General features: G+C 38.5%; 18 protein-coding genes. 6 read left to right on the plus strand and 12 right to left on the minus strand.

The window, feature by feature from the left end:
* The first annotated feature begins 20 nt into the window (after nt 1-20).
* Entirely contained in the window at nt 21-830 is an 810-nt protein-coding gene (locus ACNSN3_RS17605; protein WP_248526975.1) for a sulfite exporter TauE/SafE family protein, read from the plus strand.
* A gap of 163 nt (nt 831-993) precedes the next feature.
* Here the strand turns inward: ACNSN3_RS17605 and nhaR are convergent, their stop codons facing one another.
* Nucleotides 994-1,887, minus strand: a complete 894-nt coding sequence (nhaR, locus tag ACNSN3_RS17610) for a transcriptional activator NhaR (RefSeq protein WP_418609196.1) — start codon at nt 1,885-1,887, stop codon at nt 994-996.
* 109 nt (nt 1,888-1,996) lie between these two features.
* On the opposite strand from nhaR, the gene ACNSN3_RS17615 reads away from it, so the two are divergent.
* Together ACNSN3_RS17615 and ACNSN3_RS17620 are read left to right on the plus strand one after the other, a co-directional pair.
* A complete protein-coding gene (locus ACNSN3_RS17615; protein WP_008110823.1) occupies nt 1,997-2,308 on the plus strand; it encodes a hypothetical protein in 312 nt (103 codons plus the stop codon).
* 378 nt (nt 2,309-2,686) lie between these two features.
* Nucleotides 2,687-2,974: a helix-turn-helix domain-containing protein gene (locus ACNSN3_RS17620; RefSeq protein WP_418609198.1), complete on the plus strand. Its 288-nt coding sequence runs from the start codon at nt 2,687-2,689 to the stop codon at nt 2,972-2,974.
* Nucleotides 2,975-3,278: 304 nt separating this feature from the next.
* On the opposite strand, the gene ACNSN3_RS17625 is transcribed toward ACNSN3_RS17620, so the two are convergent.
* From ACNSN3_RS17625 to ACNSN3_RS17640, 4 genes are all read right to left on the minus strand, one after another.
* Nucleotides 3,279-4,007 carry an SLATT domain-containing protein gene (locus tag ACNSN3_RS17625; RefSeq protein WP_418609200.1) on the minus strand — a complete coding sequence of 243 codons (729 nt, stop codon included), beginning with the start codon at nt 4,005-4,007 and terminating at the stop codon, nt 3,279-3,281.
* A gap of 10 nt (nt 4,008-4,017) precedes the next feature.
* Nucleotides 4,018-5,277, minus strand: a complete 1,260-nt coding sequence (locus ACNSN3_RS17630; protein WP_418609202.1) for an SMODS domain-containing nucleotidyltransferase — start codon at nt 5,275-5,277, stop codon at nt 4,018-4,020.
* A 335-nt stretch (nt 5,278-5,612) separates the two neighbouring features.
* The gene (locus tag ACNSN3_RS17635) at nt 5,613-7,949 is read right to left on the minus strand and encodes a S9 family peptidase (protein ID WP_418609203.1); all 2,337 of its coding nucleotides are present in this window, start codon (nt 7,947-7,949) and stop codon (nt 5,613-5,615) included.
* A 134-nt stretch (nt 7,950-8,083) separates the two neighbouring features.
* Nucleotides 8,084-8,971 carry a LysR family transcriptional regulator gene (locus tag ACNSN3_RS17640; protein ID WP_418609205.1) on the minus strand — a complete coding sequence of 296 codons (888 nt, stop codon included), beginning with the start codon at nt 8,969-8,971 and terminating at the stop codon, nt 8,084-8,086.
* A gap of 71 nt (nt 8,972-9,042) precedes the next feature.
* Here ACNSN3_RS17640 and ACNSN3_RS17645 point away from each other — a divergent pair, with 71 nt between their 5' ends.
* Nucleotides 9,043-9,939: an MBL fold metallo-hydrolase gene (locus tag ACNSN3_RS17645; protein ID WP_418609207.1), complete on the plus strand. Its 897-nt coding sequence runs from the start codon at nt 9,043-9,045 to the stop codon at nt 9,937-9,939.
* Between the two features lie 72 nt (nt 9,940-10,011).
* Here ACNSN3_RS17645 and ACNSN3_RS17650 read toward each other — a convergent pair whose 3' ends face one another.
* The 5 genes from ACNSN3_RS17650 to ACNSN3_RS17670 all read right to left on the minus strand — a co-directional run bounded on the left by ACNSN3_RS17650 (nt 10,012) and on the right by ACNSN3_RS17670 (nt 18,742).
* Nucleotides 10,012-10,809, minus strand: a complete 798-nt coding sequence (locus ACNSN3_RS17650; protein WP_418609209.1) for a DODA-type extradiol aromatic ring-opening family dioxygenase — start codon at nt 10,807-10,809, stop codon at nt 10,012-10,014.
* Between the two features lie 104 nt (nt 10,810-10,913).
* A complete protein-coding gene (gene rmuC, locus ACNSN3_RS17655; RefSeq protein WP_418609211.1) occupies nt 10,914-12,383 on the minus strand; it encodes a DNA recombination protein RmuC in 1,470 nt (489 codons plus the stop codon).
* A 581-nt stretch (nt 12,384-12,964) separates the two neighbouring features.
* A complete protein-coding gene (locus ACNSN3_RS17660) occupies nt 12,965-16,111 on the minus strand; it encodes a DEAD/DEAH box helicase (protein ID WP_418609212.1) in 3,147 nt (1,048 codons plus the stop codon).
* Nucleotides 16,112-16,525: 414 nt separating this feature from the next.
* Nucleotides 16,526-17,488 (minus strand): transcriptional regulator, encoded by a 963-nt coding sequence (locus ACNSN3_RS17665; protein ID WP_010388796.1) that lies wholly within the window; start codon nt 17,486-17,488, stop codon nt 16,526-16,528.
* A gap of 15 nt (nt 17,489-17,503) precedes the next feature.
* A complete protein-coding gene (locus ACNSN3_RS17670; protein WP_010388797.1) occupies nt 17,504-18,742 on the minus strand; it encodes an AAA family ATPase in 1,239 nt (412 codons plus the stop codon).
* A gap of 771 nt (nt 18,743-19,513) precedes the next feature.
* On the opposite strand from ACNSN3_RS17670, the gene ACNSN3_RS17675 reads away from it, so the two are divergent.
* Nucleotides 19,514-20,728, plus strand: a complete 1,215-nt coding sequence (locus ACNSN3_RS17675; protein ID WP_013463357.1) for a hypothetical protein — start codon at nt 19,514-19,516, stop codon at nt 20,726-20,728.
* A gap of 61 nt (nt 20,729-20,789) precedes the next feature.
* Here ACNSN3_RS17675 and ACNSN3_RS17680 read toward each other — a convergent pair whose 3' ends face one another.
* A complete protein-coding gene (locus ACNSN3_RS17680) occupies nt 20,790-21,665 on the minus strand; it encodes a DNA replication terminus site-binding protein (RefSeq protein ID WP_418609214.1) in 876 nt (291 codons plus the stop codon).
* Between the two features lie 603 nt (nt 21,666-22,268).
* Here ACNSN3_RS17680 and ACNSN3_RS17685 point away from each other — a divergent pair.
* Nucleotides 22,269-23,618, plus strand: a complete 1,350-nt coding sequence (locus tag ACNSN3_RS17685; RefSeq protein ID WP_171039112.1) for a class II 3-deoxy-7-phosphoheptulonate synthase — start codon at nt 22,269-22,271, stop codon at nt 23,616-23,618.
* A 91-nt stretch (nt 23,619-23,709) separates the two neighbouring features.
* On the opposite strand, the gene ACNSN3_RS17690 is transcribed toward ACNSN3_RS17685, so the two are convergent.
* Nucleotides 23,710-24,519, minus strand: a complete 810-nt coding sequence (locus tag ACNSN3_RS17690; RefSeq protein WP_008108730.1) for a pyruvate, water dikinase regulatory protein — start codon at nt 24,517-24,519, stop codon at nt 23,710-23,712.
* Nucleotides 24,520-24,621 lie beyond the last annotated feature (102 nt).

Below are 24,621 nucleotides of genomic sequence, written 5' to 3' on the forward strand. Positions count from 1 at the left end.
CATAAGAAGAGACAAAAGGAATGAGTGATTTAATAGTGTTAATTATATACTGCGCCATATTAGGTAGCGGTGTTGGTTTTTTAGCAGGCCTTTTAGGGATAGGGGGCGGGCTGGTGATTGTGCCCATACTCAGCATGATATTACTGCACTTTAATGCTTTGCCACCTGAACAAGTAGTGGTGGTTGCCATTGCGACCTCACTGGCCTCTATTTTATTTACCTCGACCTCGTCGGCTATTGCGCATAATAAAAATGGCAATGTACCGTGGGATATTGCACCTTGGGTTATGGCAGGCGTTGCCTTTGGTGCGCTTATTAGTGGCTTTATAGCTGCGCTGTTACCCGAGCATGTAGTGCGTTTGGTATTTGCTGTAAGCGTGGTGCTAATTGCATTAAAAATGATTTTTTCTGGTAAGAATGATTCAGCAAAAGCGCGCCCGTTACCAAACAAAGGGTTGCTGAGTGTTTATACGACCATAACCGGTGGCTTGTCTGCCATGATAGGTATTGGCGGCGGGGCAGTATTAGTGCCGTTACTGACGTTTTTTTCTGTTGATATGAAAAAAGCCATTGGCTGCGCCTCGGCCTCAGGCATTGTGATAGCCCTGTTTGGTTCAATGGGTTATATCAGTTCAGGCAGCCAGTTATTTAGCCTAAAAGAAGGATTTGCAGGCTTTGTATATTTGCCCGCTTTATTGGGTATTGTATGCACCTCATGGTTTACCGCACCACTCGGCGCTAAAGCCACCCATTATTTGCCAGTTTCAACCATAAAGAAAATATTTGCCGGCTTATTAATTGTAATGGCAATCAATATGTTTACTCGATAAGAGCATTTATATGAGCCTTAAAAAGACGCGGCATAAAGCCGCTGCTACCGTATTAGCTACTAGTAGCAGCGGGTTCACCCCGCGTCGAGGTTAAATAATAGCTTTTAGCCCCCCCGTAACCCGCACCCCGACGCCCGTCAATCTTAAAACGATTAACTAAAATCTACGTCATTTGCGCGTGCTTTATAAATTCGTCATAAATACTGTCTTTAATGAGCCTGTCGGGTGTAAAGGCATAATAATGCTGATAAACATTATCAATTGTACCAATGTAATTTACGCCGTAATGGCGCTCCACTTCGGCTTTTACCAAAATAGGCGCAGGGAATATCCCAAACCCTTGCTCACCGAGTGATTTCATTAATGCGCTGTCGTCAACATGGCCTGCTATTGTCATTTCAATCTGTTGCTCTTGCAGCCAATAATAAATAGCACGCGCGACGGGGCTTTCTTTTGCGGGGAGCACTAGAGGCTTGTTATTTAAAGACTGCGGAAACTGCTTATGTAACTGCGAATGCCATGTTTCGTTACCAAAAAGAGCGATTTGGCTTTTGCCTATTTCATGACAAAACGCCTTAAATGATAAAGTGGTATCGAGTGGTTTGTCGGCTAACACTAAGTCGAGCTTATGAATCGCCATTTGCGCCAGCAGTTCATCTTGTTGGCCATCAATACAGTGTAAGTTGGTAATACGGTCGTTATTAATTAAAGGCGCTAGCCACTTCGACACCAATGATTTGGGTAACACATCTGAAATACCCACCTTTAACGTTCGTGAGTATTGCGTGGTATCGCCTTGTGTGGTTTCTAGCCATTCGTGAGCAATAGCAAACATATCATTGGTGTACTGCTGAGTTACATGGCCAAACTCCGTTAACTGTAGGCCTCGGCCTTGGCGAACAAACAGTGGTTTTCCTAATCGTTGCTCTAAGTTAGTAATTTGCGAGCTGACCGTTTGCGGCGTTAAATTAAGTATTTTACTCGCCGCAGCAATACTGCCGTGCTTACTTACCTGCCAAAAATAATATAAGTGATTGTAGTTGATGTTGGTAATCATTCGAAAATACCTGTTTTAAAGTAAGAAATAATCAGCTTTTTCCTTTGCCACTAAGTTAGTAGATTACAGTCATGCCTGCAACATAGTTACTATTAAAAGGTGTAATTGCATGAAGCTAAAACTTACAGTTAAAAACAAGATAATTAACGCAAGTGAAAAGATGTCGCTTTTGAAGTTGATAAAAAGCCAATTGGCAAAACATGCTTTAAATATTCGTAAAGTAGAGATTCAAATAAATGATCTTTCGAGTGAGCGCCACGGCACTTTGCAGCAATGCAAAATTAATATTCTTTTGCCTGGGCTACCCAGTATTAATGTAAATACAAAAGGAAGAAGTATGCTGCAAGCGATAAAGCGGGCACTTAAAAGTTTGCAGCACATTCTCGTTAATAAGTATCAACCTTCGCAACCAAGCTCTTAATATCGCACTTGCAGTAGCAAGGATGCTACTCTTTTAATACGACTCTAATGCCAGCCATGTTTAGTAATAAACGATTCAACTATTACCTATTGAGCAGTATTTCCTTGTTGAGTTTTGTTGCAATCAACCCAACGAACGCTTTGTAAACCCCTCACACCATTTTGATTAAAAAGAGAGTGAAATTTTCAATTACCTAAATTCATAGTTTATTGTGAATTTATTAGGTTCATGCCTATTAATTTACTAATTCACAAAATACTGTGAATTTATCCTTTAGTGAGTTAACTTTCGCTATAATTCACAAAATATTGTGAATTATTAGCTTTTTTGTACTTTTTTAACTATTATTCACAAAACACTGTGAATTTTGGATTGGTAATGGAAGTCACGATAAAGTCAGCAAAACAATTAGGTAAATTGGCAAGCATTGTGAGAAAAAGCCAAAAGCTTGATCAAAAAACTGCGGGAGATTTCTCTGGTATTAGTATTAATACAGTGAGTGACTTTGAAAATGGCACAGGCTCGTTATCAATTGGCCGCGCGTTCGATTTAATGGAAGCTTTAGGCTTAGAAGTAAAAATAGATGTGGTGATACCTCAACATGATGAAAAGGCTAAAAATAAATTACTAATGCAAATCCAGAACATGGTGGCTGGCAATGAATAATAGATCACTTGATGTTTATGCTGGCAAACAGCTCATGGGCCAGTTACAAGATAGTAACGGCTTTTGGTATTTAAAAATAGGGTAACGGAATTATACCTTTCAGATAATACATATAGGGTATGGTAATAATCAAACAATAATTATGATGTTTGGAGTAACAATTTGAATATTCACAACAGTCGATATCATTATTGGATGTATAGTCATATTTATAGTGGGTTAAAAAAGTAACAACAAATGGTTTATTAAACGCCCTCGTATAAAGAGATCAAGAAAACACAGCCACCTGCTTGATCTGAACTTTCTAATGAGTGCCCTCCCTGGCTTTCACTTCAGCATCTCTCTTTAATTCTGTTTTCAAATTTTCAGATGGAATTATTGTCGTTTCATACATAACCTCTTGCTTTTGTCTATCATCCATACAAAAGTCAGAAAACCATGACCAAGCTTTACTTGTTATGCATAAAGGTGTTGCCCATAAAAGAGCTGCAACTAATATGATAATGACAAATAAGCGCAAGCTCAGAGGTACTTTATCAGTCCACCCTAGACTAAGTTCAGCACTCATCCAATCACTATTATGTTCAGAAAAAACCTTATAGTGGGCATACCATGAAGATAAAAATACCGGAGGCATCATTTTGACCGCTTTATGCTCTTCCTGTAATTGAATAAGTTCGGACCTAGCTTGTGCAACCATAGCTTCATTTTGCATTTCGGCTTTATAATAAGTATTCTCTAACTTTTTGCTTATGTGGGTAAGGCTATCACCTATTGATTTGTATTGCTCTTTTTGAAGCTCTCGAGGTTTTAGAATTATACCAACGATACCTATAATAAGCAGCAGTGCAGCCAAAGCATTAGTATTGAAATCATTAAACGCTAAGCCAAGAACACCAAAAGATAATGAAGTTACGCTAATCAATGTTGGTAATTTTTCACAAATGTCAAACGATGCTAAATGAAGTTTGGCACCATATATGACATTATAATACTCACCTGCAATTTGCTTTTTAATTGCTTGTTCTGCCATGGTTTAACTCCTATTCGATAGGGACTGTGATTTGATGACGTGCTATTACAGTGTTATTGCTAATGGCGTAGCATTCAACAGTATGATCCCCGTAGAAAGATGATGTTTCTACAAGAGTTTTACTGCCATTATCATTCATAATATTTCCGCGGTGATTTTTATCTCTGTCAGCTATTAGTCCGTAATTCCGTACCTTCCATTTAACCTCATAATCTTCAACAATATCTGTTTGTTTAATAAAGAAGTGTAGTTTCCGTTCAGGTTGAATTCGTGCTCCTCCAAGTTTTGATAGCATTTTGGTTATTAGGTCACTTTTCACTTCACAATCAATGACAATTTGGTTGGTTATATCCATATCGAACAGTTCCTCTATAAACTGCTCATTAATTGCAGATACTTGTTTAGCCTCACGGTTAGGGAACTTAGTGCCAAAAACAGACTTATATAGCTGATTGCATTTTTCTTCATGACCATTAGCTCTTGCTTGAATCGCTTGATTCACATTATCTAAAGCAGTACCCGCATCATTCTGAAATGCTTTTTTAACATAAACTCGGGAGTTACTCCCAAACGCGTAATAGAAATCTTTCACTGGTTCTTTGCTAAGAAACGCAAAAAAGCCAGCCAGCATTTTATCAAAACCACCAAAACTAGTGTTATCGTATAGGTTATTTCCATTAAAAAAATTGTAGCATAGAGTATCTATTAGAAACCCACTCATCTGGATATTATTTCTAAACTTCCATGCGCGAATCATTTTAGCAAGTTTACGAAGGTTATCTTTTCGCTCTTTATTCAGATCTTTGAACGTTTTTAGCTCAGCGCGGGTATCACATTTACGCCATGAACCACCGGTATATGTATCGGGATATTTAAATATTCCGTTCCATTCAAATACGGGGACAACTTCAAAAGTAAAGTCCTGCATCTCTACAACAACTACATTACGATCTTTTCTCACCTTACTTGTTTTATAAGTTTTGCAGATAGCATCTTTAGCGTGATCCAGAGCTTTAGCGGGGTCTTTTCTGTAAATAGGCCAAGAGCTAGGAGGTAGTATGTACAGCATATCAAGATCAGAAATACCTTGAATACCTGAGTAGCGGCCATATGAACCAGCTTGAAGGCTATAACTTTTTTTATCATTTTCCAAATTTCGAAATTTCTCATTGAGATTCTTCGTTATGCTTCCATAACGACTCGAAATAGTGTCTTTCTTCTTAATCTTTAGATTATCTAGAAAGACACTAAAGTCTCGTCTTGTAGTCATGTACTAATCCTTGTAATTAAATTGCAACGCTAGCAGTAGAGCTTGAATTTTTGTGAAATAGCTTATTAGATCAAGAGATTTCTTTTCTCTAAACCAAAATAGCATAGTAAAAATATAAATGATAAAAAACCCCACAAGTTAATGAAATTAAATAGGGTAAAATCTTGACTTAACTATCATTATTTTGTGATAGGTTTTACTGTACTCACCTCAACCAATATACAACTAATCAAAAACCTTTCACCTCGTTGTGTAAACCCCCGTTACATTTTGATTAAAAAAGCCGCACACTAATAATTAGTGTGCGGCTTTAGTATTTTCCTTTTTTAAAGCGGTTACTTATTTAGTAAGTGCTTTTCAAAAAAGTCAGCCATCATAGTATGGTAATGCAACGTGGTGCCTTTGCCTTCACGTAGGCTATGTGAGCGGTTAGGGTATGAGAAAAATTCAAACTGCTTGTTGTGCTTTACAAGCTCGTCAATTAAGCGCTCTGAGCCTTGATAATGCACGTTATCATCGCCTGTGCCGTGAATAAGCAATAGCTTTCCAGTTAGGTTTTTAGCAAAGGTAATAGGCGAGGTGTTATCGTAACTCTCAGGATCGGTGTTTGGGTTACCCGCATAACGTTCTTGATAAATGGTGTCGTATAAACGTATATCTGGCACCGGTGCTGAGGCAATGCCAACTTTAAATTTATCACCGTGGCGGAACAGTAAGTTAAGGGTTGAACTACCGCCCCCTGAATGCCCCCACACACCAACACGGTCTGTGTCTATTACATCCCAACGTTTAGCCATAGCATCTAGGGCGTCTACTTGGTCTTGCACGGTAATTGAGCCAATTTTTTTATAAATCGATTTGCGCCAATCGCGGCCTTTTGGTGCACGTGTACCACGATTATCAACCGATGCCACAATAAAGCCTTTTTGCGTTAACAGTGATTTATACAGGTAACTGTTGCCTTCCCAGCGGTCTTGCACGGTAGAGCCCCATGGTTCGCCGTATACGTAAAAAACAATCGGGTATTTTTTACTTTTATCCATGTTCTCAGGGAACATAATGTAGCCGTCAAGCTCGGTACCATCTTGCGCGTTTACTTTAAAAAATTCATGCTTTGGTAAGCTCTGCTCAGCAAGCTTTTGTCTGAGCTTTGTATTTTCAACTAAGGTTTTTACATTACTATGATCTGCCACTTTAATAATCTCTTTAGTCGGTGGCTTACCAAACTTTGAGTAAGTGTGCATTGCCCATGAGGCATCTTTTGACATGTAGTAGCTGTTTGAACCTTCAAACTCAGCAGGTGTTACTCGCACCGGTTTGCTGCTGCCATCAAGCGGTGTGCTGTATAAATAACGCTGACCAGGATCGTTTGGCGAGGCAATAAAATACATTACGTTTTTGTCTTCATTGATGGAAAGCATATCAATAATGTCGAAATCGCCTGGGGTTAGGTCGATAATAGTTTTGCCATCGCGCGATACACGGTAAAGATGACGCCAACCGTCGCGTTCGCTATGCCAAATAAAAAACTCACCGTCTTTTGACCAGCTTGCTTTATAAAACCATTCGATAAACGCATCGTCTTTGTCTTCTAAAATTTTAGTCAGTTGCTGCTTTTGCCAATCAAACAACCACACTTTGTTATGGCTTTGTGGGCGGTTTAAGTCTTGGATCATTAACTCATTACCAGTGCCTGCCCAGCTAATACGCGGAATATAACGGTCGCGGTTATCGCCTTCAAGCTCAGCCCAACGGGTTTGTTTATCAGCAAGACTTACCACACCAACACGCACGGCAGAGTTGGTTTCACCCGCTTTAGGATAAGGGAACTCTTTAAGGGTAGGGTACAGTTCGTCAGTGTTGTTGAGCATAGTGAAAAATTTAACGTCACTGGTATCAAGCTGCCAATAGGCAATTGATTTGTTGTCGGGGCTCCAACGAAAACCATCGGCAATAGTAAACTCTTCTTCGTATACCCAATCAAAATTACCGTTAACAATGGTGGCACTGCCATCGGTTGTGAGCGCGGTTACATCGTTACTACCAACCGCTTGCATATAAATATTGTTGTCGCGTACGTAAGCCACTTTTGAGCTATCTGGCGAGAACTTAGCAAACATTAACTTAGTTGGCTCAACGTCTTTACCACCTAATTGCTGTAATTGGTTTGTCTCAAGGTTAAGTAACCAAAAGTCGCCTCTGCTGCGCGAACGCCAAACTTGCTCGCTGTTGGTAAATACCATCAGCCATTTACCGTCTTTTGACCACTGATAGCTTTCGATTGCAAATGGCTCGTCTGCGCCCTCTGGCAACAGCTTTTCAAACTCAACAAGTACTTTACGGCCTGTGCCGTCAGCATTGTAAAATACAATGTCGTTGCCTTTTACGCCGTGCTCTTTGTCGTCATCGGAGTTGTTATCATCTGCTTTTTCTTTTTCGCTTTCGCGCTCTTCAAGCACAGTGTAGCCGGTACCATCGTCTAGCCACTTAAAGTAAGTGCTTCGCTGGGTTTTAAACTCTTTATCTTTATAAATTTGCGCTAGGCTTAATGGATTATTCACGGTACTAATCGCTGCATTATTGTTGGTTGTTATGCTGGTACTTGAACATGCTTGCAAGCCTAAGCCCGCAACAATGGCCAGTGCCAAGCCCGATGTTTTGATCAGATTCATTATTATTGTTCCTTGGGTCTGCTGACCTTTATGGATTAAGGCGCTTATTACATTTACTGTAACAAAATAACCTACAGAATATCAGCATGCTTAACGCACAAAGCTATGGTTTAAACCCAAACTTTTATAATTAATTACCATGCTGGATTTTTAAATTCATCACTGAGCGTGTCGATTAGTGCTCTTACTGTTGCCGATAAATGCTGACGAGAAGGGTAAAGCACATATATTTTCATTGGGTTTAATGTCCATGGCGCTAATACACGCTGCAAGCGACCATCAAGTATATATTGATTTGCCAAATACGTAGGCTGTACTGAAATACCACCACCGGCTATGGCTGCATGAAGTAATGTGGTGGCCTCGTTTGCACTTAAATTGCATTTAACATCAACAGATTGAAACTCATCCCCGTTGTGTAAATGCCAAATATATCGGTCGAAGTTTTTATAGCCTAAACACTGATGAGCGCTTAACTGTTGTGGTGTCGTTATTGGCGGATAATCAGCAAGGTAGTCGGCTGAGGCCACTAATATAGATTCACACTCGGCAATAGGTTTACCTATTAACGATGGATCAGGATTGGCTGCAATACGTATTGCCAAATCAACACGTTGCTCTATTAGATCTGTGGTTGAGTCTTCAAGATCTATGTCTATTTGCACGTTAGGGTGACGTTTCATAAAACGTGTAAATATAGGGGCTAATTGTGCAAAACCTAACGACATACTGGTCGCTACTCGTATTTTACCTGACAACTGTTGCTGGCTTTTTGTTTGTTCAACTAAACGGTTAGCCTGTGCTAACCATTGCTCTATTTCGGGTAAACAGGCCTCGCCGGCGGTGGTAAGCGTTACTTTACGGGTAGTGCGATGCAATAAGCGCGTATTTAACCAAGCCTCTGCCGACTCAATATGACGAGTAACCATAGGGCGTGACATTTCAAGGCGTTCTGCGCTTGCTGTAAAACTGCCTGAGTAGGCAACATCCACAAAAACCTGCGCTGCGGTGAGTTTATCCATAGTATTTGCACGATTTATGAAACAATGATGCTAATTATTGGTTGTTTTTCTGAACATATCAAACCTTTATTATGCTCGCATTAGCAACCAATGATGAGAATACCATGAACCTACGCACTCTTTTACTAAGCACACTATTAGCCAGCAATATCGCTATTGCAGACGAAACCCCACTAACCCTTGATGTGTATAACGCTGACAGCAATAGCTTTCATGTTAATGCCACGCTGGTTTATGGCCGTACCGATGCAATTTTAATTGATACCGGATTTACCAAAGCAGATGCACTGCGCATTGCCGCCAAAGTAATTGACTCTGGTAAACAACTAAAGACTATTTTTATTAGCCAAGCCGATCCTGATTACTACTTTGGCGCTGAAGTGTTACAGCAGTTTTTTCCTGACGCAGAGATTATAACCACACCGGCAGTGCACCAAAAAATAGCAGCAAAGCTTAAAGGTAAACTTGCTTTTTGGACGCCAAAAATGGGTGAAAACGCCCCAAAAAATCCCGTTGTTCCTAAGGTATTTAATGGTAATAACTTAAAAATAGAAGGCCACAGCATAGAAATTCGTGGCACAGAGGGTGAGCAGAATCATCGTCCTTATTTATGGATACCTGATAACAAAGCTATTTTAGGAAATGTGGCTGTATACGCTAATGTTCATTTATGGATGGCCGATGCACAAACTCAAGCAGAGCAAAATGCATGGGCAAAGCAACTTAATGAAATGAAAGCACTCAACCCTGACGTGGTGATCCCTGGGCATATGAAAGCAGGCACTCAATTAGATGCTGCAAATATTGATTTTTCAATCCAGTATTTAAAGGATTTTGCACACGCTAAGCAAAGTAGTAATAGCAGTAAACTGCTGATAGATAAAATGACAAATACATACCCAGAGGCTGTGTTACCTATGGCTCTTAGCATTGGCGCTAAAGTTCATAAAGGTGAAATGAAATGGTAATTGCCGCTTAACCGCTGCAATAAATGCAGTAGAACCAAAAAACACGCCTAGTAAAGTCTGGCGTGTTTTTTATTATTGCCACAAATACATACTGGCTCGCTTATTAGCAATATTTAATTCAAATACCTCAGTGCTTGAACACATAGCAGCGCCATAGCATACATGTAGTGGTAACAAGTGCTCTTCTCTGGGGTGATTAAAGCGTGCAGCTGGGGCTTGCTGCCATGCTAATAATTGCTGTTCACGCTGATGCTCGGTTAATGTTTGATCTGCGATTGTGCTTACCAGCCAATTTTCAAATGCCTGATTTTGCTGATTAACATCGCTTGATTGGGTAACACCAAAAGCGCGCATATTATGGAAGGTAAAGCCTGAGCCTATAATTAATAAGTTATCGTAATCAATACTTTGCAACGCTTTACCAATTTCAACATGCAACAGCGGATCAAGACTTGGATGCAAGGATATTTGCACACAGGGAATATCGGCCTCTGGGTACATAATTTTTAACGGCACAAACATACCGTGATCGTAGCCACGCTGTGGATCGAGTTTTGAGTCAATATTACGTGTTGTGAGCGCTTGCTGTACTAAATTGGCAAGTTGCGGCTCGCCAACACAAGGGTAAGTTAATTGATACGCCTGCTCAGGAAAACCGTAGTAATCGTAAATAAGTGGCGGTGAAGAGTGCGCGGTTATACTAATTGGTTGAGCTTCCCAATGTGCGCTGACCATTAAAATAGCAGAGGGCTTTGGGGTTTTAGCGGCAACCTGTTCTAAGCAGGATCGCATTTCTGCATGGTTGGCATCACCTAGTAATGGCATTGGGCCGCCACCATGAGAAATGAAAAAAACGGTTGGGCGTTGCATGTGGTTAATCCTAAAGGACAGGTATTATTATAGTGCCTGCGCCGTCAGTAAATAACTAGCCACATAAACGCACAACTTCAGTGCGCAAATATTATATGTGGTGTTTATTCATCAAGCTCTAAGTGAGCGCGTTCAACGCTTTCTTGAGGTAATTCTTTTTGCACCGATACACCCAGCTCTTTAAATTCTGAGGCTTGTTTAATTAAGTTACCTTTACCACGGTATAACTGAGAAAATGCTTTATCGTAAGTTTCTTTGGCTTTATCAAGCTGTTTACCCACGCCTTCCATACTGGTTAAAAAGCCGTTGAGCTTACTGTAAAAACGCTCAGCACGACTAGCCAGCTCTTTTGAATATTTAGTTTGCTCTTCAAAGCGCCATAACTGCTTAACAATATTTAAACTGGTTAGCAGGGTAGTAGGGGTAGCAACCAAAATGTTTTTTTCTATTGCTTGCTGGTAAATATCGCTTTGGTATTTAAGTGCTTCTACAAAGGCGGATTCTATGGGTACAAACATAATAACAACCTCAGGCGAGTTTATCCCTGGTAGGCGGTCATACGATTTACTGGCCAGCTCATTTATACGGGCAGTTACGGCATTTACATGCTCTTTAATCGCTTGTTGAGACTCAAGCTCTGTTTCGGCATTTACATAACGGGTGTAGGCATTTAACGATGTTTTTGCATCAATCACTAAGTGGCGACCTTGGGGTAAATACACCACTACATCAGGGCGCAAACGGCCGTCTTCGGTATTAAACGACACTTCTCGCTTGTAATCGGTGCCAGCGCGCAGGCCTGCGCTATCAAGCACGTTTTCGAGCATGAGTTCGCCCCAATTACCTTGGGTTTTCTTTTGCCCTTGCAGCGCATTACTGAGCTTATCGGCCTGCTCGGTGATGGCTTGGCTTTTAGCTTGTAAATGCAATAGCTCGGTTTTAAGCGCAGCACGTTGTTGTAAGTCTTCAACGTGAATAGACTCCATTTTATCTCTAAAGCCTTTTAGCTCACCTTGAACCGGCTTAAGTAACTGCTCTATGCTTTCTTGATTGAGGGTTTTAAATTTTTGCGACTTTTCTTCTAATATTTGGTTAGCTAAATTTTCAAATTCTTTTTTAAGCGTTTCTTTACTTTGCTCTATATGGGCGAGTTGTTCACTAAAATGTTGCTGCTTTTGCTCAAGGGTAGTGCGTATATTATTAAGCTCTACATCGCGCAGATTGTATTGCTCGCGCAGGGCGGTTAGCTCGGCTTCGGCTTTACGCCAATATTGATTATAAAGTTGGCTTTGCTTTTCTTGCTCAGTTAAACGGGTTTTAAAATGCTGAGACTGATCCCGCTGCTCTTGATGTGTAAGTCCTAATAAATCGTGCTCTTCAACCAACGCGGCATATTGGCTTTGTGTTTGCTCATGCTGGCTTTGTAATAACATTAACTGTTGTTGTTGCTCATTTACTTGGCGCTTTATTTTTTTGCTTAATTGCATTGATACAACACCACAAATAGCCATGCCTGTTATAGCGCCAGCACTTACACTTAACCAATCTAAATGGGATAAAAACGAAGTAAACATAAAATAAACTTTTAAAATTTAGTGACATGCCATCATAACGAATAACGCTCTTTAGCAGTAGGGGTAACGCACTAAATTAAGCGCATAAAAAAAGCCAGCTATTAAAGCTGGCTCAATATTACTTAATCAGTAATCAAACAGGGAAATCAACATGAAACTTGTATAACAACACATCACTACAAGCATAATAGTAGACGCGTCCTGATTAAATTAGTTCAAAATAATTTTTAAAAAATTTGAATTTAGAGCATAAAAAAAGCCAGCTAATAAAGCTGGCTCAATACTACTAAATTAGTAATCAAACAGGGAAATCAACATGAAACTTGTATAACAACATATCAACTACAAGCATATTAATAGACCCAGTTATTATTGATTAGTTCAAAAATATTTTAAATAAAATAGTTTAAAATATTCAGGCAAAAAAAAAGCCAGCGCTGAACTGGCTGGCTTAATCATTACTATGTCTAGTAACTACTATATGGGATATCAACATGAAAACTTGGAGAAACTGCAATTTAACCAAGCTGTATTAATAGACGCCCACAATTCAAATAAGTTCAAAAAATTATTGTTAATTTTTAACTTTTAATTAAAGACAACATTTGTTGTTCATCAAACTGGGTAAAACTCATTGATTTTTCAGTAAATAATGCATCTACAAGCGCTTGTTTATCTTGCTGCATTTGAAACACCTTTTGTTCAATAGAGTTAGCCATAATCAATTTATACACAAATACCGGATTAGTTTGGCCAATACGATAAGCACGATCGGTCGCTTGCTTTTCAACAGCTGGATTCCACCAAGGATCAAAATGAATAACGGTATCGGCTTGGGTTAAATTAAGCCCTGTGCCACCTGCTTTTAAGCTAATTAAAAATACCGAAGTAGTGCCACTGGTGAATTCGTCTATCACTTTATCGCGATGGCGCGTTTGCCCAGTTAACATGCTAAATTTAATGTTAAGTGTATTCAAACGCTCGGCAATTAAATCAAGAGCAGAGGTAAACTGGCTGAATATAATCACCTTACGGCCAAGGCTGAGCATTAAAGGTAAATGGCTTGATAACCATTCTAACTTAGCACTAGCAGCGTCGGTTTCTGGCTCAATAAGTTTAGGATGACAACAAATTTGGCGAAGTTTTAATAGTGCCTCTAGAAAGGCGAGTTTACTTTTTTGCACGCCTTGCTCGGCAAATAAATCAATGAGTTTTTCTTCAAGCGCATGTGTTATGCCTTGGTACATGTCTTTTTGTTTAGGCTCAAACTCAAACTCTTTAACAAGCTCCGTTTTTTGCGGCAGTTCTTGAGCCACTTGGGCTTTAGTCCGGCGCAAAATAAACGGCATAATTAACGCTTTTAACTGCTCTGCACGCTCAATGTTACTTTCGCGCTCAATAGGACCTTGAAAGTGCTGCTTAAAGTGCGCCTGGGAACCTAATAGCGAAGGCATAGCAAAATCGAGTAACGACTTTAATTCAAATAAATTGTTCTCAATTGGGGTACCGCTTAAGCAAAGCTTAAAATCGGCATTCAAACGTTTAACTAACCGCGATACCTGTGCCGTATCATTTTTAATATACTGCGCTTCATCAAGAATAATGTTTTCAAAATACAGTGGCGAATAATAAGCAATGTCACGTTTTAATAACGGATAGGTGGTTAATATACACTGTGCTTGTGCCAAGTGTTTCAACGCATCATTACGGTGTGCACCAAAAATAGTGGTGACTTTTAAGTTTTTAGCAAACTTGTTAATTTCGTTTTGCCAATTACTCACTAAGCTTGTTGGGCAAACAATAAGCGTAGGGCCAGCCTGCGGAGTATTATAAGAACTGGCTAAATAAGCAATCACCTGCAAAGTTTTACCCAAGCCCATATCGTCCGCTAAAATACCACCTAGCTGATTACGCTTTAAAAAGTTAAGCCAAGCTACGCCTTCTTGCTGGTATTCTCTAAGCACCACAGAATCGTGTAAGCCATGAATGGCGATATTGGGCGATAACAGCGCGTCATTGCTTAGCTCATCAAGGTAGCGCTCTAATGACGGATCATGTAGCTCAACATTTATGGCTATGTGCTTAACTAATTCAGGTAAGTATGAAAGTGGAATATTAAATTCGTCGCGCGTTTTAATAAACTCAAATCGCAATTTAAACTCAATTAATAAATTAAACGCAGCCTTATCTATAACTCCAAATTGACGGCCAACAGGATAGTAATAAAACAATTCGCTTTGACGATTTAACGATTCAAACAGTTTATTATTTACATTAAATAAAGTGGCCACTTTGGTATCGTTAAGCACAACTTTGCAATGCATTTGATGCCCAGCAGCTCTGTTTACATGCAAGGAAATTTGGTTTTTAGTATCGGCAATATTTATTTTGCTCATTGATACTTGCCAACCACGTTGCTTAAAGCTTGGTAACACCTCATGCGCTAACCAGTGTAAGTGAATAGCTGATTCCTGACTAAAAATAAACTCGCTGTGTAAACCCCCTTTACAAAAATCAAAGCCTAAGTTGACCAGCTCGTTGGTAACGGTGTTTTCAAATGCACTGTTTATTAGTTTTTCAGGCGCTGTACCTGCTAAGTAGTTTTTATTTTTATACTTAAACGATAACGAAATAGCCATTACTGAGCCCGACATGCTGACTTTAAGTACGGCATTACTCAACGACTTAACAGGCATGCTTGGTGCATTAGTAGGATGGGGAATAACACCGGCACCAAAATTATCAGCAAGCTGCTTATAAATGCGATCAAAGTTTGTATCGTGAAGTGCTGGTATTGTTTGTAAATGAGCAATTTCGTCCGCACTGAGCGGCGTGCGAATGCGGCCTAGCTTATATTTATCTAAGTCTAAGTAGATGGGCGGTGTAGTTTTAATTAATGCCCAATTAGGAATTTGATCTAGGTGAATTTTTAACTGGGTGACTTCTTTTTGTTTTTCCCAAACAAAATTTAGGGGTAAGCCAGGTTGCGCTTTTATAGGTACTCGCGAACGCTGTAAAAATAATCGTTCTGTAGCTAGTAATTGCTGCAGCGCGTTAAAGCCCCATTGACCTTTGAGTTCAATATTACCGACCGCATTTTGCGAGCGGATCCAGCTATATAATCTAAAATCACTTTCTAGCAGGTCGCTAGGGGTTACAAAACTATTAAGCTGTTGCTCAGTTAAATTGCGACCTAATGCATAATTATTATTTTTATCGTAGTTGGCAATTTTAGGCGTTAAAAATACTTTATCGTTTTCAATATCTAATACAAACAGTAACACTTGTGATGGATGAGCTTGATCGGTGTTTTTAAGCGAGCTAAGTTCGCTAAACCAGTCATTAATAAAATAGTCTTCGCCGTATTCACCTGAGTGTTCAATTTTAAGTTTTAACAAAATTGCAGCCAAATGGCGGCATTTAGTTTTAACATTACAAGTACAGTGAGTGTCGACTGAATAGCCAGTTGGTAATTTATTGATCTCAATTCGTTGGTTAAACGCAATGCCCTTATCGCCTTGCACAGTAGAATCAACCACAGAAAAATCAGCATTATGTTCTAACCAACTTATTTGGCCGTTTTTATAATACGACTTACCTTTTGCTAACACCGCGGGTTTAAACAATTTTTTTATGAATCGCTCAGAAAGAGGAAACTGGGTAGCCTGCTCATTTTTAATTTCTTCAAAAATAGCCATTAAATCATTTTTTGATAAGTTAGCAGACATGTCACTCAAAGTATTAAAATTTAAAAACAATTTTTCCAGTATATGCCTTATCAACGCTGAGCTAAAGCAATATTATTTTTAAAATAAACTGGTTGGATCTGATTGGTTAGTAAAAAATTGGTTTATAAGGATTGTTTAATTTTGCTCACTAAAAAAAGGCGTTTAAATTACAAAATAAAAACAATAAATTAACTTAACAGGGAGGTTTTGCTAGGAGTAGATCAGGTTTTTACTAACAAGGTAGCAATTTAATCAAATAGAGCAAGTTTAGTTAGTAAAAATACGATCCTTAGTAGTTTATCGGGCCTTTTTTGCTTTTTATCACCACGGAAGATCAGATTTTTACTAACTAATTAATAGGGCTAGATCACTATTTAACTAACCTAGCCCATTTACAGATCACGATATTACTAACTAATTAAAAGCACTTAATAGTTTAGTCAGTTGTTCTAAGCGCTTGTCTGTCATCACTTTATTATTAATTTTTATTGAAACGTCACCACTTTTAAGGTTACGTTGCACACTAATAAAATCGTTTTCAAGCACAGCCTCACGCTTTAATGCTGTTTTAGGCTCTGCGGTTAATAGTTTAGTGATAAGCATAGCGCGCTTGTCGTCGGCTTCTAAGGCATTAACTTCATCATTGCTTGCAAGTGCTACAACTAACTCGTTAAATGCAACCTCGTCTCGCTCCTTTGCGTTAATCAGCTTTTTAGCGACTTCTCTACCAACATGATTAGCTGTTGGGTAAAGAGCTATAACATCGGCAGATATTTGCTCATACGCTTTAATAGCATCCGCAATGGCGGTATGCGATACCCCTTCAATAACGGCAATCTCGCGGTACGATCCTTTTTTGCCTTGTTGAATGAGTTCGTTTCGAGTTTGCTGATACGCTTGACCTAACTCCCAAAGACTTGGAGCAATGTATTGATCCGAAGAAACTGCTAACACTTTGGCATCTTGCTCATTAAAATCACTTGAACTCAAAACAAGATAATCTGCACCAGCCAAAATACAGGCTTTGCGACGTCTTGAGCCTGCAAGAACAAGACTCATATCCCCTTGATCCCAAAGCAGGGCGGGGTGCTGATTACGTCCATCTTCTTTAATTGCAGGAAGTATATCGGATACCGACTTTTCGTTTAAAAGCGCTTGTACACGGCGATTTTTACCATAAACCTGAGTCGATTTTTCAATCTCGTTATGAGCAATCACTTTACAAACCAAGGTGATTTCGCGATTAGGATCGCTTGGCGCAGGCATACGAATAACATCGCCTGCATTAGCTTGCTCTAAAAGAGCGTCTAAACTGCTACTGCCAACAGCGGTTGCAAAGGGATCTAAGCGGGTGTCATTTTTACGTTTTTTAGCCATTTTTAGTCAACATCCTTACTTAGGCGTATTTAATTTTGATTGTGTAGATTGCCAATTTGAACGAATTAGCATTTCGAGTTCGTCAACAACATCTTTGATATTTTCTTGTGCGCGCATTAACGATTCTCTACTCGCTAAACTGTCAGACGCTTTTTGATCAAAAATAGTATTAAACGAGGATGAACTCGCAGTAATTGCTGAGCTGTGATTAATAGGGTAGCTCATGACTTGGCGACCAAAGGCGCTTCTTACGTCTTTAACTATGTCACGTTGTGAGTGATTACCTTTTACATAATTGGTAACCAAAAATTGCATAAAGTCCCAACCATCGTGACCAAGAGCTGCAACGGTATGATAAATCTCACCTAAACGTTTTAAATATTTATTATTAGCATCAAAGTCTACCGCTTCAGGATGAACCGGTATAAGCATCGCTGTAGAAGCCATTAATGCATTATAAAACATAAAGTTAAGAGTAGGAGCTGTATCAATTAGTAAAATATCAAATTCATCTTTTACTGGCTCGATAACACGCTCTAACAGCTTATGGTAATGGCGAGTTTGCTCATAGTTTGAGGTGTCTTTAAGCAACGTTGCAGTTTCGTGTTCAAAATAAAAATCATCCATACCTGAGGGTAAAACACGAATATTAGGAATATGAGTTGGTAAAAAAGAGTTTGAAACAAATTCAGGCCAGGTTTCACCTTCTTCAAGATCAATGCAGTCACGCATTAAATCACCAACAGTAATTGGATCGGGCTCAGAAGATGGGAAAAAGCTAGATGATGACCCCTGCGGATCTAAATCGATAATACCAATTCGGTAACGCTTGATGTTAGTAGTTGCAAGTGCTGCAGCAATATTAACCATGCTCGTTGTTTTACCACAACCACCTTTTAGTGAATTAATAACAATAACTTGGAGTTTGTCTGTCGGTGCACGATGATCGGGTTTTATATCCATTATATCGGCCATGGCAAAAATATTAACCAACGTATAAGCGTAATGACCGTTTGCACCGCGTTTTATGTTTAAATCGTCAAAATCACCATTGTCATGGCGTCTTTTTAAGGTACGATTATTACAACCAAGTAAATCAGCAGCGGCTTTTTGGGTGTAGGTTCTTAATTCTTTTTCTTCAGATTTAAGATGGGCGCGGTAATGTTGAATACGTCCTTCTAGTGATTTTTCAGCAACTTCTGCGGTTGCTTTCAAAAGTCGGTAGGTATCTAGCGCATTATTATTGATAGACATACTTTATTCCTCAAAGTTAGGCGTTTAGTATAATGTCCATTCAATTAGCTGTAAACAACTATTTAAGGCGACATGCATTTTAAATACATGACATATAAAATAATTTTACGCCTTTAATATTGCTTAGTATAAATAAAGAAGTTTAAGTATGGTTAAATATATAAGGTATTAAAGGCTAAGGCCTTAAAATATACATATAACATTATGATTTATATAAACAATGTTAAAAAAACTGGATCAGCATTGTACGTGGTTAAGATCAGATCCTTATCTACTGGCAGATCACCTTTTTACTAAGCAAATATTTAGCAGCTTAGTTACGCACAGGTTAAGCACTGAGTTACTCACAAAATAGATGCTGTAGATCATGTTTTTACTAAGTAAATTATAAAGTTATGCACCCACCATCAGGAATAATAAGCGGTTTAATTAGTATAGATCTGATCTGTAGTAAGTACAGATCAGATCTATGCTAACTGGAACTAAGCTTATCCACAGGCCTCTCATTTTTGCTGTCATTTGTCGTGCTAAATTTAAAAAAAAACACTTTGCAATGGACAAATTTATTCTTCAGTTAGTAAAAATTCGGTTTATTAAAGCCTAGTTAGTAAAAACCTGATCTGAAATCTCATTTTTTTACTTTTTCTTAGTAAAATATTGATCTGTGCATTTTATTTGAAGTCAGATCGCTTTTATACTAACTTAAACATTTAACTTTTGTGGCTTTATGTGTTGTTATTAGCTGTCACAATAAAAACGGAAATAAAAACCATGAGCCGAAAGGTCAACATCTCGGTAGATAACTTGCCCGATACACTTAGGGGCCAAATTCACGGGGTGGAAAGTGCAATTGATAACGAAAGCTTAGCACTATTTACAGATAATAAAGATGTGCGAATTTCGATAGAAAATGCAGCCCATGGGTTACGCGCTTACTCTAACACATTTAACCATTATGATCTGTGGGGACGCTTTGTTCGCTCAGGACATAAAAAGCTGCCACTTGAAGAAGCCCCTAAAAAAACCATTATTACACGTAAGATATCTGAAAAAGTAGACGGTATTTTATACGATGGTGAAATTAAAATAACACCGGCTGTGGTAAGTACTCGTAAAGATGGTGAAGACGTAGAATACTTAGTTTGGCCATCAGATAGAGAAGAAAAAGTTGAGCGTGCACTTATTCGCCTTGCTTCAAAAGGTAAAATAGTAAAAATTAATTTTAAGTCCGGTATTCAATATGCCGTTGTGTTTTCTATGAACGAATTAGCACAAGAACTTAAAGCGGTAGGTCAATCTATGCCTTACCCACAAATTAAAGAATCGCTCGAAGCATTACAAGGTTCAAAACTTTCTTTTAAATATTCTGCTACTGACACTAAAAACTCTGATATTGATGATTCGTTCTACGAGTCGAACATGAACTTTTTATCGTCTTTACACTTTAGTGGTAAAAAAGGCCAAGGCGGAAATGTTAAATGTGTAGCGTGTTTAAATGCGTTTGTTCATAACATGATCGATAACCTTGAATATAAAGGTTATTATTTTAATAGTGCTCAAGAGTTAAAGCGCGGATTATCGCGTTGGATGATGCTACGTTTATATCATTTATGGCGCTATGCTGCCCCAGGAAAAACATATCATTTTAGATTGCTGTCTATTATGGAAAAATATGGCTCTATCTATTCAACTGATGATATTACCGAAAATAAATTAAAAGCACTGCGCCGTGATATGACTACCACGATGAAAGATTTAATAGAAAAAGGAGCAATATCTGAGTACAGCATTACTAATGTAAAAGATGATAAAACAGGTAATATTGTAGATTACACTTATGAAATGCACCCATCTGATCAGTTTTGTGATGAGATACTGGCATTAAATAAACATAACAAGCGGATAGAGATACAAGGTGGTAAACGCATTGTTGAAAATGCAGTATTAATTGATGAAGATAAGCTGGAAGAAATTGTAGAAAAATAATTATATTAATTTTTACCAGTAGTTATATTAAAGGCCACATTAAGTGGCCTTTTTAACATAATTACTTTGTTACTTGTTCTAAATATAAACGGTCTACCAGAAAGTCATACTCACGTTTTCGTGGATGTGATAACGGTTTTTCGTAACTCGGCAGTTGGCCATACTTAACATCGGGTTGTGGGTTTATAAGAATAAAAGGTAAGGCCGCACTAACATGATAACGATTTTGAGCCGTGTATCTAACATTAACTTGTGGGCTAACTCGGGTAGGGCGCCTAATTCGTAATTTTTCTTTTTCACCTAGACTGGCAACACGAACTTGTTCTTGAGCAACCAATGATTGCCATTTTTGCTGATCAATCATTCTTGGGTTTTTATACCCAGCGGACTTTTCGAGCATTTCAAGAGCCATCTTTTTTGTGAGTGTTTTAGTGGCGTGTTTATGCATCCAAGTAAAACGAACTGAAAAAGGGGATTCGCTTTCGCTATGAATTTTACGATAAGCGGCAAGCGTAATTAAATTTGGCATAGCATTATGTACGGCTTCAAATCGAGCATCGTTATTGTCTATCGCCAAAATACAATTTTTAAATGCCGCTTTTGCATTATTAACTTGAGCAATCCGATCAATAATGGCTTGTTTGTTGGCATCTTGTAATATTAATAAACCAGGGTGGCGCTTTAATACGCGACTACTCAGACCAGGCTTTTTATACATATCAGAAAAAGAATTTAAAATAGCCTTTTGTGCTAGTTCCCCTGTAATTTTAGATACTGCAATCGACTCGGGAATTATATTTTCATCTATACTGCTTATTTCTGGCAGTTGATAGTATTCAGCTTTAGCAAACCCATATTCTTTAAGCTCCTCAATTAGCCTAAGCGTTAACTCATTGAGTAAATCAAACTGACTTCTAATTTGTACCTTCGTAACCATAACACCACCAAGAACACATCTTACTATTTAGCTATTTTCGCAAATAACCTTTTCTTTTGGTAGTTATTTCTTAAATATTACTGCATCGCTAAGATTAATATTAAATGAAATTAAGTATGATGTGTTCTTTACTGTTGGTATGATCATTTTAATAATAATATTTTCTAACTTACTAATAGTTATATATAAATGCAGTGTGAAGGAGTAGGTATAAACCAGCAGAACTACTCAGCTAGCATATATATTTGAAACTACATAGCTGACGGCTGATATATTTAATTTTAACTGTAAAGTTAAGAATACATATAGTTAATTTAAGTATGATGTGTTCCTTGTGTTAACATTATCTTATACAGCTTAGCTAAGTGGCTGCAAGCAAAGCTTAATAAATACCACTCTTACTATTTATCCTATTGTTTTTTAATGCATTAGTGTTCTTTATTTATATATTTATTATCAATAAAATAGTTAAATCATAGATAATAATCCTATTTAAATTTACCTAATAACTAAATAATTGGTAAATAGTCGATTTAGTCCTTGAACAAAGCCCTCTGCATACGTTAATTTCAATACATCAGGTAATAGGAATGAGGAATGAACATGCAATCGTGGAACCCAAATAGTTGGAGAGAACTGCCAATACTGCAGCAGCCACAGTACCCAGATCAAGACATATTAAAATCTGTTGAAGGCCAGCTTAAAAGCGCACCGCCTTTAGTGTTTGCAGAAGAGACTAGAAGTTTGTTTAAACAACTTGAAGATGTGTGTGAAGGCCGCGCATTTTTACTTCAAGGTGGTGACTGCGCAGAATCATTTAGTGACTTTAACGCTGCAAATATTCGCGATACATTTAAGACCATTTTACAAATGGCTGTAGTACTAACCTATGGCGGTAAATGCCCAGTTGTAAAAATTGCACGTATGGCAGGTCAATACGCTAAGCCACGCTCAGCCGACTTAGAAACAATAGACGGTGTTTCGTTACCATCTTACCGTGGTGATATAGTAAATAACTTTGAGTTTACTGAAGAAGCACGTATTCCAGACCCTCAGCGTTTAATGACCGCGTATCATCACAGTGCGGCAACACTCAACCTACTACGTGCTTTTGCACAAGGTGGGCTTGCTGACTTACATCAGGTTAACCGTTGGAACATGGGCTTTGTTGCTGCTAATCCACAAAAAGCAAAATACCAACAGCTGGCAGATAAAATTCAAGACGCTTTAGAGTTCATGGAAGTATGTGGTATTAATTCAACTATAGCGCCAAGCTTAAAAGAAACAGATTTATATACATCACACGAAGCGTTATTGCTAGGCTACGAAGAAGCATTAACCCGTAGAGACCATTTATCAGGCGACTGGTACGATTGTTCAGCGCACTTTGTTTGGATTGGTGAGCGTACACGTCAGTTAGACCATGCTCATATTGAATTCTTTAAGGGCATTAAAAATCCAATAGGCGTTAAAGTTGGCCCAGGTATGGATCCTGACGAACTTATCCGTTTAATTGATGCACTAAACCCAGATAACATTCCTGGCAGGTTAACGCTCATTACACGAATGGGTGCAGATGTATTACCAGAGAAGCTACCGGCGCTTGTTCGCAAAGTACAGCAAGAAGGGCGTAAGGTAATTTGGAGCTCAGATCCAATGCATGGCAATACAGAGAAAGCCAGCTCAGGTTATAAAACTCGCAGCTTTGATAACATTATGCGCGAAATTAGTCAGTTCTTCGCTGTTCACAAAGCTGAAGGCTCATACGCAGGTGGTGTTCATTTAGAAATGACCGGACAACATGTTACTGAATGTACCGGTGGTGCATACGGTCTATCAGATGATGACTTAGCGCAGCGTTACAAAACTCAATGTGACCCTCGCTTAAATGCCGATCAAGTATTAGAGCTTGGCTTTTTAGTTGCAGACCTTTTAAAAGATGCTCGCAAGTAATACGCCTTCCTAATATGTTAAAAGCCGCTATTATTTAGCGGCTTTTTTGTGTGCTGTGTGTAATTACATGCTTAAATCACATGTTAGTTTGTTAGTACTTACGACGCTCAAGACCTGTATCAGAAATGATTTTTGCTGAGATCTCTTCAACCGAATGGTGGGTAGAATTTAAATGAGCAATTTTATGCTTCTTATAGAGCATTTCTACTTCGCGCACTTCAATACGACACTGTCTAATTGATGCATATTTTGAATTTGCCATTCGTCTATCTCTGATCGCAGCCAGTCTCTCAGGGTCTATAGTTAAACCAAACAGTTTATGCTTATAAGGCACTAAGCACTTGGGTAACCCTTCGCTTTCTAAATCATCTTCTGTGATCGGATAGTTGGCCGCTTTAATACCGTATTGCAGGGCCAAATAGAGGCTTGTTGGCGTTTTACCGCTTCGACTAACGCCAACTAAAATAATATCAGCCTCAGCAAAGTTTTTAATATTACCGCCGTCGTCATTCATTAAAGCATAGTTAACTGCATCAATTCTAAAGTCATAACTTTTTTCGTGTATTGAATGGGTTCTATGTACTTTAGGTACTGGGGCAACGTTTAATTCGCTTTCAATTTTTTCGCTATAGGTTGTTAAAAAGTCATACGAGACAGCATCTGCAGAGCGAATAATTTCCGATAATTTATGATTCACAAAAGTAAAAAACACTAGAGGCTTCTCACCTTGCTTAGACGATGTGGCGTTAATAAGCGCTTTGATTTCATGCGCTTTTTCTTCGGTTTCTACAAAAGGAATTGTTTTATGATTAAATTCGACAGGAAATAAAGACAAGGTCGCATGACCAAACACTTCAGATGTGATTGCCGTACCATCTGAAATATAAAACGCAGTTCTCATAAAGCCTCTTTTTTATTACATTTAATTTTAAAATAAGTGTATCACGGTTTACGTGAGGACGTTTGCCAGTGTAGAATGGGGGCGACCTTTATAAAAGGTTTT

This window comes from Pseudoalteromonas sp. US3C1004 (assembly GCF_048401065.1).
In the GTDB taxonomy this organism is placed as follows: domain Bacteria; phylum Pseudomonadota; class Gammaproteobacteria; order Enterobacterales; family Alteromonadaceae; genus Pseudoalteromonas; species Pseudoalteromonas undina.

Coding starts and splice junctions, on each gene's coding strand:
- ACNSN3_RS17640 (WP_418609205.1), bottom strand. CDS start 8,971: ATGGATAAACTCACCGCAGCGCAGGTTTTTGTGGATGTTGCCTACTCA.
- ACNSN3_RS17615 (WP_008110823.1), top strand. CDS start 1,997: ATGAAGCTAAAACTTACAGTTAAAAACAAGATAATTAACGCAAGTGAA.
- ACNSN3_RS17625 (WP_418609200.1), bottom strand. CDS start 4,007: ATGGCAGAACAAGCAATTAAAAAGCAAATTGCAGGTGAGTATTATAAT.
- ACNSN3_RS17670 (WP_010388797.1), bottom strand. CDS start 18,742: ATGTCTATCAATAATAATGCGCTAGATACCTACCGACTTTTGAAAGCA.
- ACNSN3_RS17650 (WP_418609209.1), bottom strand. CDS start 10,809: ATGCAACGCCCAACCGTTTTTTTCATTTCTCATGGTGGCGGCCCAATG.
- ACNSN3_RS17685 (WP_171039112.1), top strand. CDS start 22,269: ATGCAATCGTGGAACCCAAATAGTTGGAGAGAACTGCCAATACTGCAG.
- ACNSN3_RS17620 (WP_418609198.1), top strand. CDS start 2,687: ATGGAAGTCACGATAAAGTCAGCAAAACAATTAGGTAAATTGGCAAGC.
- ACNSN3_RS17605 (WP_248526975.1), top strand. CDS start 21: ATGAGTGATTTAATAGTGTTAATTATATACTGCGCCATATTAGGTAGC.
- ACNSN3_RS17630 (WP_418609202.1), bottom strand. CDS start 5,277: ATGACTACAAGACGAGACTTTAGTGTCTTTCTAGATAATCTAAAGATT.
- ACNSN3_RS17675 (WP_013463357.1), top strand. CDS start 19,514: ATGAGCCGAAAGGTCAACATCTCGGTAGATAACTTGCCCGATACACTT.
- ACNSN3_RS17680 (WP_418609214.1), bottom strand. CDS start 21,665: ATGGTTACGAAGGTACAAATTAGAAGTCAGTTTGATTTACTCAATGAG.
- ACNSN3_RS17665 (WP_010388796.1), bottom strand. CDS start 17,488: ATGGCTAAAAAACGTAAAAATGACACCCGCTTAGATCCCTTTGCAACC.
- ACNSN3_RS17660 (WP_418609212.1), bottom strand. CDS start 16,111: ATGTCTGCTAACTTATCAAAAAATGATTTAATGGCTATTTTTGAAGAA.
- rmuC (WP_418609211.1), bottom strand. CDS start 12,383: ATGTTTACTTCGTTTTTATCCCATTTAGATTGGTTAAGTGTAAGTGCT.
- ACNSN3_RS17635 (WP_418609203.1), bottom strand. CDS start 7,949: ATGAATCTGATCAAAACATCGGGCTTGGCACTGGCCATTGTTGCGGGC.
- ACNSN3_RS17645 (WP_418609207.1), top strand. CDS start 9,043: ATGCTCGCATTAGCAACCAATGATGAGAATACCATGAACCTACGCACT.
- nhaR (WP_418609196.1), bottom strand. CDS start 1,887: ATGATTACCAACATCAACTACAATCACTTATATTATTTTTGGCAGGTA.
- ACNSN3_RS17690 (WP_008108730.1), bottom strand. CDS start 24,519: ATGAGAACTGCGTTTTATATTTCAGATGGTACGGCAATCACATCTGAA.